The 14223-nt window shown below is 53.1% G+C and carries 8 protein-coding genes; all 8 read right to left on the minus strand.

Annotated features, from left to right (window positions below):
- Positions 1-46: 46 nt before the first annotated feature.
- Positions 47-2029 (minus strand): hypothetical protein, encoded by a 1983-nt coding sequence (locus tag DFP98_RS24180; protein ID WP_116063196.1) that lies wholly within the window; start codon positions 2027-2029, stop codon positions 47-49.
- A 20-nt stretch (positions 2030-2049) separates the two neighbouring features.
- A complete protein-coding gene (locus tag DFP98_RS24185; RefSeq protein WP_116063197.1) occupies positions 2050-2937 on the minus strand; it encodes a carbohydrate ABC transporter permease in 888 nt (295 codons plus the stop codon).
- Between the two features lie 14 nt (positions 2938-2951).
- Positions 2952-3809, minus strand: a complete 858-nt coding sequence (locus DFP98_RS24190; RefSeq protein WP_116063198.1) for an ABC transporter permease — start codon at positions 3807-3809, stop codon at positions 2952-2954.
- A 105-nt stretch (positions 3810-3914) separates the two neighbouring features.
- Entirely contained in the window at positions 3915-5603 is a 1689-nt protein-coding gene (locus tag DFP98_RS24195) for an extracellular solute-binding protein (protein WP_116063199.1), read from the minus strand.
- Positions 5604-5770: 167 nt separating this feature from the next.
- On the minus strand, positions 5771-7432 hold the full coding sequence (locus DFP98_RS24200; RefSeq protein WP_116063200.1) for a response regulator: 1662 nt from the start codon (positions 7430-7432) through the stop codon (positions 5771-5773).
- Positions 7407-9191 (minus strand): sensor histidine kinase, encoded by a 1785-nt coding sequence (locus DFP98_RS24205; RefSeq protein WP_181917916.1) that lies wholly within the window; start codon positions 9189-9191, stop codon positions 7407-7409. The genes DFP98_RS24200 and DFP98_RS24205 overlap by 26 nt, the downstream gene beginning before the upstream one ends.
- Positions 9192-9429: 238 nt before the next feature.
- On the minus strand, positions 9430-10449 hold the full coding sequence (locus DFP98_RS39835) for an RpnC/YadD family protein (protein WP_116063202.1): 1020 nt from the start codon (positions 10447-10449) through the stop codon (positions 9430-9432).
- 155 nt (positions 10450-10604) lie between these two features.
- Entirely contained in the window at positions 10605-14222 is a 3618-nt protein-coding gene (locus DFP98_RS24215; RefSeq protein ID WP_116063203.1) for a DUF4855 domain-containing protein, read from the minus strand.
- Position 14223 lies beyond the last annotated feature (1 nt).

Here is a 14223-nt window from a genome sequence, read left to right on the forward strand (position 1 = left end):
TTACTCTAACTCGAACAAGCAAGGAATCACTTTCTTGACAGGATCGCTACATCAACGTCGTCAATACGATAAAATCCCAGGGCTCGATATTATCGATCGTCACGATCGTTTTCCCCTTCTCCTTGGTTATGCGATCGTCCGGCACAACCGTTGCTGCTCTGCTGTGGTCCAGCGTATACAAACGGTCGAGAGGAATGGCCATTTCCGCCTCGAAAATCCCTGTCGGGTCGTAATTCGCGTTAACAAGCACGATCATTACGTCCTTCCCGTCTTCGGACACCTTCACAAAAGGAACAATTTTCGCGCCTCTCTTGAACGCCGTAACAGACAGCGCATCGCGACATACCCATTGCAATGCATGATGCAGCTGCTGTCGTTTGGCCTCTGAGTACAGGCTCATCCACGGCGCATAACCGTGTACTGCCACACGTCCGCCCAGACGGTTCTCATACAGTGTGAAGGTAGCGCCCAGCTCGATCTCCGTGTAACTAATCAACTCGCTCAGCACCTGTACGTCGGCTCCAGGCAGCGGCTCAAGCACGTAGCCCGAATCGCGATAAACCGTAATTCTCGCATCGCGCTGCTCGCCCGCATAAGCACCGTTGATCGGATGGTCGGTAAATTGTTCGAACACACCGTTGTCATAAGCCTTCGCGATCGTTACGCCGCAATATTCGCCCAGCCCCATCTCGATCAGCGTTTCCAGCGTTAGACCGTCCATCAGCACAGGCCCGGCAAGCATATCCAGCAGTTGCTCCCTCGTATACCCCTGCGCCATTTCTCTGCTTAGAATGACGCCGCAGGCCGCTTCGGGATTCATCGACAGCGGAAACCCGATTTCGTGCAGCACATTGGCCCGTTGCGCGTCCTGCGGGACGCCGAACCAGCCGCGCTCGCCAACCTTGCGCTTCGCCTCGAATTTAGCCGACATGGCAGGATAGAGCCCGCGATTCGGCCAAGCCCCCGCAATGCGATCCATTGCAGCCCAAAGCGGCTTCATCGCGACCATCGCCTGAAGCCAATCCTCGTATTCGCCGATTGCGCCCTTCTCCAGCTTGAGCGTATGCGCAGCAATGCCATTCATCCCGCATGCGATCATAATCGTGTTCTCGGTCATCATGACGCGAATCGACTTCTTCAGCCGCTGCTGCGGAAAAGTCTCCAGCTCGTATTGCACATCTGTCACATAGTCCGGGTAAAGAGCTGCTTGTCTAGCGCATTCCAACCCTTTATCCAATACCGAAGCCGGTGCTCTATCATCGTAAAAACCGCCGCCCGGCCTTCCTCTCACCGCTTCGAGCGCCCTCATCCATCGGTCAAAAGCGGCGCCAGAGTAAGTGCGCCATTCCAGTCCCCCTGTCATCAACCCAAGCTCGATGCCCGGATCGACGCCATGAACCGCCTGCCTTATCGCCGTCAGCATTCTTTCCAGCGTCTCGATATTATGCTCGACCCATTGCTCTCGTTCGACTGCGCCCTCCGGCGAATCAAGTAGAGCAACCAACCGCTGACGATCATACGCAGTTCCATGCTTTGCATTATAGATGCCCAGACAAGTTTCGCAGAAACAAGGGCAATCGGCCGGCTGATGATGGTGAATGCGCGCATCGTCATCCACCCAGATGAAATCAAGCCCCGACTCGGCCAGCAAACGATATTTGTCCATGATGTAACGCTTGAACGATTCCGAGTTTGGACAGAACGAGCCATTCGCTCGCTGTCCGTCATGGCCTACCATCGGCTCTCCCTGAAAAGCCGGCTCCCAATCCCAGGCATCGTCCAAATGACCGATACTGATTGAATTGACCCCAACGCGGAACCCGTCCTGTTGCAATTGCCGCACCCTTGGAGCCAGCCAACCGCACCTGTTTGCAAATTCGTCTAAAGGCGTATATCCGCTCATTCGCGACTCGACGATCAGCGCCAGCTCGTCCACCGCTCCCCGATAAGGCAACAACAGGTCGCGAAGCTGCGCGAATTCGCGATCCTCCTGAAACCGAGCTGGCCAAATCCGCAGTGATAATTTCATAGATGGTTTTCTCCCTCCAGCTACTCCTTAACGCTTCCCATCACGATGCCTTTCATGAAGAAACGCTGCAAGAACGGATAAGCGAGCAAGATCGGAAGCGCCGCAACGAAGATTTGGGCAGCTCGACCTGTCCGGTCGTTCACGCGTAAAAACTTCTCAACCTCTTGCGCCGTCATTTCCGCCAAACCCTTCGAGACGATGCTCGTTTGCAGAAACGTCTGCAACGGATAGTTTTCAGGCTGATTCATGTAAATTAGTCCGTCAAACCAGCTGTTCCAGTGACCGATGACGGTGAACAACAGCACGGTAGCAAGTGCAGGCAGCGATACCGGCACATAGATGCGCCATAGAATGGTCCAATGATTGGCGCCGTCCAGCCTAGCAGACTCCTCCAACTCCTTCGGAAGGTTCCGGAAAAAGTTAAGCAGCAGCACCACATTAAACACGGGAACCGCCGACGGAATCACTAACGCCCAGATCGAATCAATCAGACCCGTGTCCTTTACGACCATATAGCTGGGGATGAGACCGCCGCCGAAAATAATTGTGAACACGAAAAACCAGGAGTACACCGTGCGAAACCGAAACTGCTTGCTGTCTTTGGATAGCGGATACGCCAGCAGCGTAATGAGAAGCATGCTGATCGTCGTCCCGAGAAAGGTACGCTGCAAGGTTACCCCGAACGATTGCAGGAACGCTTTCTTAGCAAACACAGCTTCATAGGACGCAAGCGTAAAATCGACCGGCCACAGCTTAACCGCCCCGGCCGATACGGCTTGAGCCGAGCTTAGCGAAACCGAGAACACGTGAATAAGCGGAAACAGGCAAGTAAAGGCCAACAACGTCAGGAAGACCATGTTGCCTATCGTAAACAGCCGGTAGCCGATACTTTGTCGATACGACGGCATGACGATCACCTTCCTTAAAAAATTCTGTAGTTGGCCAACCGATATGCCAGGAAATACGACAACGAGATCAGCACAAACGAAATAACCGACTTAAACAAACCAACGGCAGTAGCTACGCCGTACTGGAACTGCTGAATGCCAAGGCGATAGACAAACGTGTCGATAATATCTCCCGACTCGTACACCTGCGGACTGTAAAGATTGAAAATTTGATCGAATCCGGCATTGAGCACATTCCCAAGACTGAGCACGGCCATCAGTACGATGATCGGAGTCATGCCAGGCAGAGATATGTGCCAGATTTGACGCCATCGCCCCGCGCCGTCCGCTTCCGCCGCTTCGTACAGCGTTGGACTGATCCCCGTCAGCGCCGCCAAGTACACAATCGTCCCGAAACCGAACTCTTTCCAGACGTCGGACAGGACGACTGTGAATTGAAACCAGCGATTGTCTCCAAGAAAATAAATCGGCTTGAAGCCGAGCCAGCCGAGAAATTGATTCACAATTCCCGATGTCGGGGACAAAATATCGATCAGGATGCCGCTCAAGATGACCCAGGATAGAAAATGCGGCAAATAGACGAGCGTCTGGAACGTCCTGCGAAATAAGGCTTGCCGAACTTCGTTGAGTAAAATTGCCGCCGTAATCGGCACAATGAGACCCAGCCCCATCTTCATGACCGCGATGGTGATCGTATTGGCGATAATACGCGGCGTATCCGGCATAAGCAGAATATATTGAAAGTTATCCCACCCGATCCACGGCGAATTGAAAATGCCCTTCGCGGGCAGGAACTTCTTGAACGCAATGACAGAGCCCGCCATCGGTCCATAGCTGTAGATCAGAACAATGATCAAGCTGGGGAGGACCATCAGATGCAGCAGCCGGTTTTGTCTCCACTCTTTTCGTAACAGTCTGCTCTCCTCCTTATAAGGAAGGGAGAAGGCTATGAACTTCCCCTTCTCCCCCCATCCCTCTTATTGTTGCGCTTTGTACCATTCGTTTACTTCAGCCGTAATTTGATCGCCGCCGAGCTTTTTCCATTCAGCAATGAAATTATCGTATTCGTCCACAGACGAAGCGCCCATAATAATTTTGGTCCTCACTTCGTCCTCTTTCGCCTTCAACACGCTCATCTTATCGCCCATCGTCGGAGTCGGCGCACCGTAGAATTCGTCAAATAGGAACAAATCCTTCTTATACGCATCGTACATCAGAGACATACTGCCGCCTTCGCCGGCAATCATAACCTGAAGCCAGTTTGCGAAGGAGACCTCTCCATCCAAGTATTTCTTGACCGCTTCGTATCTGGAATTCCGGTCGACATCAACGCCAAGCAGCGACGTATCGCCGGTTTGCAGAGCCCGCGGGATTAAATCTCCCGATTGAACAATAGCATCTTGCGAGAATACGACAAGCGGGTTAATCTCCCAGAAAAACTTACCGGTGTCCTTATGCGCCTGACCGAACACGAGCACATTTTTCTCTTCATTCGGATGCAGCGAGTAGTCGATCCACAGGTTTAACAGCTTGATAACCGCTTCCGGATTTTTCGCGTTCTTGTTAATGACGTAATAGTCGCTTACGGCTGCCGTCGTCGCGCTGAGCGCAGGAGCGTCATCGACGGACGGGGCCGGATACACGCCCCAATCCTGCACAAGCTTGCCATCCTTCACGGCGCTATCGAAAGCAGCGCTATGCCAGAATGCGCCGTATAGCAAACCAACGCGGTCGTTTGCAATCATTTCGAGCTCTTTGTTATCGTCCTTGACGCCGAACTCGGGATCGATCTGTCCCGCCTTGAACAAGTCTTGCAGCTGTTGCAGCGCGGCCTTCATGTTCGGATCGAGACTGCCGTACATCAGGTTGCCCGAGGCATCCTTCACCCAACGACCCGGATACAGGTGGTAGCCCGCGAAGTATCCCGACAGATTCAGCGATTTGGATAAGGATAAACCGTACGCCTTGCCTTTGCCTCCGGTATCGCGTTTGGAAAACGCTTCCGAAATTGCGAGCAGATCCTTCATCGTTTTCGGTTCCGGCAAGTTCAATTCTTTCAGCCAATCCTTGCGAACCCATACATAGTTCATGTTGTTGTACGGTCCGTTCGTCACCGGAATCGCCATCAGCTTGCCGCCGATGGTGGCGGTCTTCATCTGACGTCCGCCGTCCTTCGTCATCTCGCTCTTCGTATCCTCCGAAGCGGCTTTATCCCATAACTCCGTGATATCCATGATCATGTCGTTTTCAATCAGCGTAGGCAGATCGGCAGCGCTGACTTTATAGAAATCCGGAAGATCGTTCGAGGCTATTGCAATTTTCAGCTTCGAATTGTATTCGTTATTTACCGTCCACTTGTTCTTGATCTTAATGCCGAGCTTTTGCTCGTAATAGTCGTAAATAATATTTTTGTCGATATTCTCGCCCGGATCGTACACTTGCTCTGCGCCAATGCTGCGAACCGTGGTCAGCTCGATCGGCGGATCGTACTTGCCGAGCGGGTCGAACGCTTCCGGGCTCGCCGCCTCGCTTGAAGTTGCGCTGGCGGAAGGCGAAGCGGAAGATTCCGAAGAATTTGCCGCTTCCTTGTTGCCGCTGCATGCGGTCACGGTGAGCAGCATTGCGGCTAACAATGCAGCTAGTCCGCTTTTGGCATAACGTTTCATAGATACTCCCCCTGGTTGCGTAGTGATTTCCTTGAGCTGCTGTCTCTGCTGTCGAGGGCTTCTTCCCCTCTGACACAAGTATATAAATCTCCGTATGTCCGCAACCAGATTCACCTGTTGACATCCCGTTACATTCCTTGACTACTTCGCGCCAAATGTCGATACGGCTACGAATCCCGATACTCCTGCGGCGTCATCCCCATGTTCGTTTTGAAGAAACGGATAAACGACAAGCGCGAATCATAGCCGACCATTGCGGAAATTTCGTAGATTTTATAAGCGGAATGCTTCAGCAATTCCTTCGCTTTCTCCGTCCGCGCCATATTGATATACTCGGACAAGCCGATTCCCGCCGTTCTTTTGTACAACCTTGACAGGTACGAAGGGTTGAGGTGAACGATGCCCGCCAGTTTGGCCAGAGAAACATCTTCCGCCAAATGAGTGTCGATGTACTCGTTAATGCGGAGCACGACAATATGCTCGTCCTGGGCGGCCGGCTGATCGCGATTGTCGAACAGCAGCTCCGCCAGCTTACGAAAATAGGAGCGAAGCTCCTCCCACGAAAGATTAACGTCGGCATGCGACAGACGGTCCAGACCGATCTGTGCGGCCAGCTTCCCGTCCGGCGGGTATTGATTGAGGTAAGAGAGGAAAACGGAAGCCAGGCTATGATACACTTCCAGCTTGACGAAGCCGGAACGGTTCTCGTCCGCCGCATGGTCGATAATCTCGTCCAGCAGGCTGTCGAAATCCGCTTTTTCGCCATTCTCCAAGTAGTGGCCGAGCAAGCCGATTTTTTTCATTTTGCGGTTAGCCAGCTTTGTCTTGGCCGCTTCCAGCGACGAGCGCGGGGCGCCCAGCCGGGTAAGGCCTCTCAACCTTACCTCGCTTCCTGTCCCCTGTTCTCCCCACAGCAGCGATAACAACTCGTCATAGGCTTCTGGGAGCGAATCCCAACGTACGACGGCGGGGCCGATCGCAAATGACACCTCCAAGCCGACCGCCTCGCGGCAATTGGCCTGAATCGCATCCAACTCTTCATAAACCCATTCGAACCAATTTTTCTCCGCTTCGTTTGGCGAATTTTCGCCCTTCTCCAAGTTGGGATCGGTCGGCTGCAGCAGCCATGCCACATTCCAGCCGTCTACCTCCGACGACGCCAGCCTGACCTTCAATCGCAGCGTCTCCGCGACGATGTTCTGAACGGCATACAGCATCAGTTTGCGCCCTTCGAGCGTTCCTTTTCCGCCCCAAGAGTCGATGCGCCCAAGCAGCACATACACAGGCAGCTCCGCCGACAAGCTCATCTCCAGCTCGCGAATTCTAGTCCGTACGGAAGATTCCGCCAGCGACGCCTTCCCTCTGAGCAATTCGTTCACATATTGCTGCTGCAAAAGCGAGATCGCCTTCCTGCTGCGGAAATTCGCCTCGAGCAGCTTCCGGTTCGCTTCGGCTTGCGCGTCCAGCTCGGCAATGGCTTTATCTATGGACCGAATGATCTCATCATCGCTCTCGGTCTTTAACAGATAATCGAAGCCGCCTCCTGAAATCGCATCTTTAATATAATGAAAATCATCGAAGCTGGTTAGGAAGATCACTTTGCATAAGGGCCATTGACGCTTAATTTCAGGAAGCAGCTCCGTTCCTTCCATTCCAGGCATCCGAATGTCGGATAAGACGATATCAATCCTCGTCCGGTTAAGCACTTCCAACGCTTGGTGCGCCGAATAGGCCTGATACAGCTCCAGCTCCGGCTTCCTCTTGCCGAACATCTTCACTAGCCCTTCCACGATTACCGGCAGATCATCCACGATCAGCATTCGATACATCTGTCTCCGCCTTTCCGCTTCCGTCCTGTTTTAGCCGAATTTCTACGCACAAACCGCCGAGCTGCGACCTCGTCAGCGACAAGCCGCTGCCGCTGCCGAACATCAGTTCAATTCTGCGGTGGACGTTGATAACGCCGGTCGTCTCCTCCATAAAATCGCCGCTTCCCAACAATTTCGATGCCAGTTCAGCCAATCGGGCATCCGTCAGCTCTTCGCCGTTATCCTCGATCCAGACGGAAAAATAACCGTCAGACTCGGAGGTATGCACCCACAGCTCCCCTTTCAGAACTAGCGGCCCAAGAGCGTACTTGTATGCATTCTCCAGTATAGGTTGCACAATTTGGCGGGGTACGAGTAGATCGCCATATGCATCGGCAAGCGGTTCGAATTCGACGTCGATACAATCTCCGTAAATGATCGACTGCATGCCCACGAACACTTGAGCGTGCTTCATCTCTTCCCTAAGCGGAATCCGATCGTCCGCATTGCGAGTGATAAATCGGAAATACTCGCCCAAATACAAGGTAAAACGATAGGCGCGTTCGTTGGCGCCCTCTTGAATCAAGCGGTTCAGGCTGAATAGACAATTGTACATAAAATGCGGATTGATCTGCGATTGCAGCCGTTTAAGCTCGGAGCGCTGGCTGAGAATCTCCTTCTTGTACACTTCGCTGATGAGCGCATCCAGCCTGGCTACCATGCTGTTAAAGCGATGGTATAAATATTGAAACTCGTCGCGCCTCGCGCCGACCTCGACCGGAAGAAGCTTGCCGTCCTCCACTTTGCGAAAAGCGACGACAAGCCGGCGCAGCGGATGGTGGATGATACGGTAAATGGAAATCGACAGCAGGAAAGCGATGCATAACGAGAAACCAAGCAGCACCCAGATCCATCGTTCGTAACGGTGCAACGAGCCGAGAATGTTCCCCTCCGGGACGTAAACAAGCAGAACCGTGTTCAGAACGTCCGATTTTCGGTAGGAGACCAAGTACGGCGCACTCTCGAGTACAGTGGGGACCATGCCAATCGCCGCATCTCCCTGCAATTGCCGCTCCGCAAACGTCCTCATCGTTCGGGCGAACTCTTCGTCGCGCTCATTCGTAATCTCCCAGTTCTCGTCGATATGAAATAAAATCGAATCTCCCTGATCCGGATTGACAATGTTTTGTAGACTTTCGCGCAGCTTGTCCGCCGACAGCTCGACGACCACGATGAAAACAGGCTTCCTTCCAGAAGCGCTTAGAGGAAATCGCATACTCATAAATAACCGATCCCCAATGGCCATGACCCTGCTCGGGTCCACATTATCGGCCAGTTTCGCATACTCGTCTGGGGGGATTTCGGACAAATAATCATCCGAAGCAATCGTTCGACCGCTGAACGGGAGGAACACCTTTGCCTCGGCAATATACGTACTGGAGGCCTTCAGCATATGCAGCCGCTTCTGAATGACAAGCACCTGGTTCATGCGTTCGAAGCTCGTAATCGGCTCCTCCGAGATTCCAATCTCCATGAGTTCTTTATCGATGACAAACTCGAACATCAACTGGCTGATGCCTTTAAGCGCATTCTCCAGCGATTGGATATAGAACGCGTCTCTGCTCTGGACGGACTTGGATATTTCTTCATAAATCGTCCCGCTCCCCTGCCGATTCAACAGGAGAGTCATCACCGACAGCGGCACTAGAACAGCCAGCAGCGCTGTAATCAGTTTGGCGGAAATCGTAAATCTCATTCGTTTGATCGGCAAGGTGAACATTAGTCCCGCCCCCTCCTGATTCCATTGTATGAAGTGTGTCCAGGACATCCAAGTTACATCTATTTACATCCCGTTACTTCTGTTGACTCGTCGCTCCCTACCGGACATCTTATCATCGATCGCCCAAGCCCGCTAATTCCTTCGCAATCCCCGCTAACGCGAAAAAGCACACCCCCAAGCGCGTTGCCGCGCTAAACGGAGTGTGCTTCACTCACCTCTATTATGCTCAATGATCGATTCATGTTCTTCTGTTCGTGCCTGTCACTTTCTCTGATGTCAGTCCTGTAGCTTCGACGATTGTTCCAATGTCGACTCCGAGCTTTAGCAAATTACGAGCTACCGTGATTTTACCTTCCTCCACCCCCTTCTGCATTCCTTCCTGCAGTCCCTTTTTCCTTCCTTTCTCCAACACTTCCGGGTCTATAAGCGTCTTGAACATCTCGCTTACCTCCTTTTCCGTTTGTTTATATTCTCCGTAATGACGGTATAAGTAGTTCATAATATTTCCCAGCACCTGCAAAATCTTTTCCATGTCTCCAAATTGCAGTTGCCGCTTCTCGTGTAACTCTCGAATTACGTCCACCGTTTCTTCAATTGTCCCTTTCAGCCGTTCAAACTCTCGGGCGAACAATCTTCCCTTCTCGTCCTCCGTCCTACGGCTTTTAGCAATGCGGCGCATCCGCTTGCGCGAGCGGAACACTTGCAGAGGCAACAATGCGAACAAGTTTTGCTCCTGTAGGTCGCGGGGTGTCAACGTCCAGAGCTTCAGCACCGGCACCGCATACATCGTCTCTGTTCCATCCGGCAAACGGATTCGGAAACTCAGCTCATCGCCGATCGCCTTGTTCTCCTCCAGGAAAATGACGATTTGCTTCGGAAATACGATCAACTGCACACCGTCCTCCGCTTCTCCTTCAGCCAGTTCCAACGCTTTCTCAAAGCCATAGCGGAACATACGGATGATCATCGTCCGGTCGTTCAACGTCTGGAACTCGACATGGTAGTGAAAAGCGCCGCGGTTCGTCCTCAGCTTCATAAACAGGTCGCCAATGATACGATTGTAGACGTCCGAATCAAACTTGGCGTTACCGTAGTGAATCGTCTTTACGTCGGTAATGGCAAAATGCTCCCCGAACAGTCCGTTGATCAGTTGCAGCCTCAGCCGCTTCGAGAGTCGAAACAACACACTCATCATCTGATCAAGCTTCAGCCGCCCTTTCTCATGCCGATTCTTCTTCTGGGGATCCGATGCTTTCATTATACACCACTTCCTCTCTGCTTCGCGATTATCCGTCAACGCAAAAAAAGCACACCCCCAAGCGCGTTGCCGCGCTAAACGGAGTGTGCTTCACTCATCGCATTAATAGCTTTATTACTATAAATAATACCAAACACACATTCCCCTGTCTATATTCACTTCTTTCCCTCGACTAACTGAAGAGCGCGGTACAGGAACGTCGCCGCTTCCGCTCTGCTGGTCATGCTCTTCGGCTTCATGTAGCCGTTGGAGCCCGTGACCAGTCCATGCTCGAGCATCGTTGCCGCGCTGTCCGCAGCATATGGAGCGATCTGGCTCGCATCGCGGTAGCCTTCAAGCGCCGAATCCGATGTTGACGGTTTGATGATCCCCTTCATTTGCAGCGCTCTAGTCAGCATTACCATGACGTCCTGACGGCTGATCGGATCGCGAGGAGCAAAATTGATGCCATTCACTCCCGAAACGATACCCAGCTGTTTGGCGATGGAGACCGCATCGTAGTAATAGTCCTTCGGCTGCACATCTGCGAACGTCGAGGCAAACTCGGCGCGCAGATTAAGCATATTGACTAGCATTAGAATGAAATCCGCCCGCGTTACCGGGCTTGCAGGGCTGAAAGTGCCCTTTTCGATCGAGGTGCCTTTGATGACGCCTTTCTCCGCCAGCTTCTCGATTGCCTCTCGCGCCCATTCATGCTTGCCGAGGTCGGTGAATGCAGCAGGCTTTGTACCGCCTCCACCGTTGCCGTTGCCGTTGCCATTGTTTCCATTATTGCCATTGCCGTTGTTTCCATTACTGCCGTTGTTTCCGTTACCATTACCGCCATTGCCTCCGCCATTACCGCCATTGCCCCCGCCGTTGCCATTGCCTCCGTTACCATTGCCATTGGTAGGCGGCTTACGATATTCGAAGGTGGCCGGCTCGGGAGTCGTCATGTCGTCGGTTTCCAGCTCAACCGTATAAACTCCTTGCGCTTCTCCGGTCAGTGTAAAGGCGATCCGGAAGCTGCCGTCATCCTCAGTGGTCGTCTGGCCGGTATATTGAATACCGCCGCTCGGATCGAGCACTTTTACATACACTTGCTCCTTCTTGCCGTTCATGACCAAGCCGTCGATCGTGACGTTTTTCGCGGGAACATCCACTGCGGCTTGGATACCGTCCAACGTCTTCAGCTCTTGCTGCAAGGCAAGATCATATACGCCGAATTCGTAGAAGGAGTAGCCGTACCCGGTAGCCCGATTAATCCCTTCAAACTTGATATATCTTGCTGTAGTCGCCGGAAATACCAATGTGTTCTTTCCGTCCGTCGCTTTAACTACGCCATTGTTGCCGACGTTCAAAGGATGCCAGTTCTGTTTATCGTCCGATACGGTCAAACGGTACTGATCCGCGCGGGCGAGCTCCCAATCGATGCGAATCGTATCGAAGGTTTGCTGGCTCTCCAGATCGGCCTGGAACCAAGCCGTCTCGCGTACCTCGCTCGCCCAACGGGTGGCCGGTGCACTGTCCAGCGCCTTAGAAGGCTCCAGACCTGCCGCTTCCGTAGAGGACGCCTCTGCTTGTTTGTCCTGCGCGATGCTTCCAATCTCGTAATATACGCCTTCCTTCAGTTCCGTATAGGCGCTCTCCGCTACGTAACCACGATCTTTCGCTTCTTCCAGCTTTGCATTGAAAGCCTTCAAATAACGCTTGGCTTGCTCAGGATCGCTCGCTTGCGTGCGCTTCATCATGATCAAGGCGTTGCGCATAGCGCGATTGGTGTCGGCATTGCTCAACTGATTGTTTTCCGCGTACTTGTCAACAAGGGCCAACAGGCCGTCAGCGCCCAAACGCGCCTCTACTACGAACTTAACCGTCTTGGACTTGGCAGCTGCTACCGTCAGTTCCAGCACATGCTTGCCCGGCTTCCCCGTCAGATCCACTTCGGTTCCTTGCACATAAGGCTTGCCGTCATATTTGGCCGTGACTTTGACGATCCCGCTGCCGTCATCTCCCGGAATGGTCCAGGTGAAAGCCGCTTTCGTCGAGTCGGGCACGATCGCATGCTCCGACATCGGCTGCCCGTTCATCAGCGCCACCACATCAGGCGGAACGGCGTCCTGCTTCTGATAAGTACCTTTCGCGAATTGGTACAGCCAATCGTAGAGCACGCGTGTGGCCGGGTCCGCGCTCACCGCCGCATTGTAAACGGCGTTGTTGCCTTGATAGAAAGCTTTATAGCCTTGCTGCATCAGCCCCGTATCCACACCGCTGTTCAAATACTCGATAAACCGCTCGCGGAAAACGGCGTCGTTGATCATCCGGTCGTCGAACTCCAATTCCAGCGACATGCCGTACCGTTTCGCCATATCCGCAGTATCGTCCAGGCGCGAAGGGTCCAACTGCTCAAAGAAATAGTTCGGCTGCAGTGAGACGGCATCAATGCCGACATCCTTCCACATGAATGCCTTGTAGGCCAAGAAATGAGGAATCCAGAACATCTTCAAGCCGGCGGCATGCACGATGTCGCTCGCCCTCTTGACCATCTCCGGTCCGGTCGGGTGCGTACTGATCTGTTCCTCCAGCCAATACATGCCGACGAGCTCCAGGTTGGAGTAGTTGGCCGCCGCCCATCTGGCTTGCACTTCATCGACCCACCACTGAATCGCTTTGGCCCGATTGTTCAGCGATACGGCGCTGCCGACAGTACCGACATTGAAGTCCAGATTTTCTCCGTTAAGGCTGCCGAAATCGGACTGATACTCGCCCGGTTCGGGAATCATCAGAATAACTTTGGTCTTATGATTCGTCTGGCCGAGCTTCGCGCCCGCCTCAGCCGTCGCTTCGTTCAAAGCGCTCATATCTCCGCCGGTATTAAACGTCTTGTTCAGGTACCAGTCCCATTCCGCTTTCCTGGCTTTGCCGGCCGCGTCCGTCGCTCCGAAGCCTCTGCCGTTATCCGACGTCAGGCCCAAATACAGCACGCCGTCGAACAACCAATCGGTCGGCTCCCCCTGTTTGTTTACATAGCTGATATTTGGAATAACCCGTTCCTTCGTCCAAGTTCCTGTGCCATCCGCATAGTGCCCGTTATATAGCAAGCCCAGGTTTTGGATTCCGCCGGTAGCTTCGCCTGGTTGCAGGAGGGCGTAAGGGGTAGGCTGCACCGGCTGGGCTCCTGCGAGAAGGCCGTCAGCGCCATTAATCGTCACCTCGTCGATCATGCTCCATGCCTTGGAATGCATGGAGAAGACAACCTTTACAAACCGTGCATACACGAGCCCTTCGGCATAATCGCCGCGTTTGACAACACCAGTCTCCGCGCTGCCGTCCCATGTATAGGTCTCCGTATTGGTTTGGTCGCCCCATAACAATTTAGTCGCATTATGAGACAATACGCCCCAGTTGACCTGATCATCCGACACGTAGAAGGAAACGGTGAGCGGTACGAGCGTTTCGTTGTTCGGCCAATCATGCAAGAAACGCGCGCTCACCTCCTGAATCGTCTTTTGCTCGCCTAGATCAAATACTACCGAACGAGATTGCTTGCTGCGATGGCCCACCCAATTGCCGCTGTCGCGCGACGGATCGGCGGCATTGCCGTCCGTCAGCTTCGTCCCGTCATCCGGGAAAGCTTCCTCCGGCTGTTCCGACCAGGTGTATGTTTTCCCTTGAGCAAGATTATAGAAACCGGCACTTCCTCCGCCTGACTCCTCCGCGAACGCGGAGGATAGCAACGATAACAGCATAACCGGGACTAGCAGCAAAGCTGTCAAACCTCTTCTTGTTCTCATC

The organism is Cohnella phaseoli (genome assembly GCF_003386235.1).
GTDB lineage: Bacteria > Bacillota > Bacilli > Paenibacillales > Paenibacillaceae > Cohnella > Cohnella phaseoli.

Coding starts and splice junctions, on each gene's coding strand:
- DFP98_RS24190 (WP_116063198.1), bottom strand. CDS start 3,809: ATGGTCCTCCCCAGCTTGATCATTGTTCTGATCTACAGCTATGGACCG.
- DFP98_RS24200 (WP_116063200.1), bottom strand. CDS start 7,432: ATGTATCGAATGCTGATCGTGGATGATCTGCCGGTAATCGTGGAAGGG.
- DFP98_RS24180 (WP_116063196.1), bottom strand. CDS start 2,029: ATGAAATTATCACTGCGGATTTGGCCAGCTCGGTTTCAGGAGGATCGC.
- DFP98_RS24185 (WP_116063197.1), bottom strand. CDS start 2,937: ATGCCGTCGTATCGACAAAGTATCGGCTACCGGCTGTTTACGATAGGC.
- DFP98_RS24205 (WP_181917916.1), bottom strand. CDS start 9,191: ATGTTCACCTTGCCGATCAAACGAATGAGATTTACGATTTCCGCCAAA.
- DFP98_RS24215 (WP_116063203.1), bottom strand. CDS start 14,222: ATGAGAACAAGAAGAGGTTTGACAGCTTTGCTGCTAGTCCCGGTTATG.
- DFP98_RS39835 (WP_116063202.1), bottom strand. CDS start 10,449: ATGAAAGCATCGGATCCCCAGAAGAAGAATCGGCATGAGAAAGGGCGG.
- DFP98_RS24195 (WP_116063199.1), bottom strand. CDS start 5,603: ATGAAACGTTATGCCAAAAGCGGACTAGCTGCATTGTTAGCCGCAATG.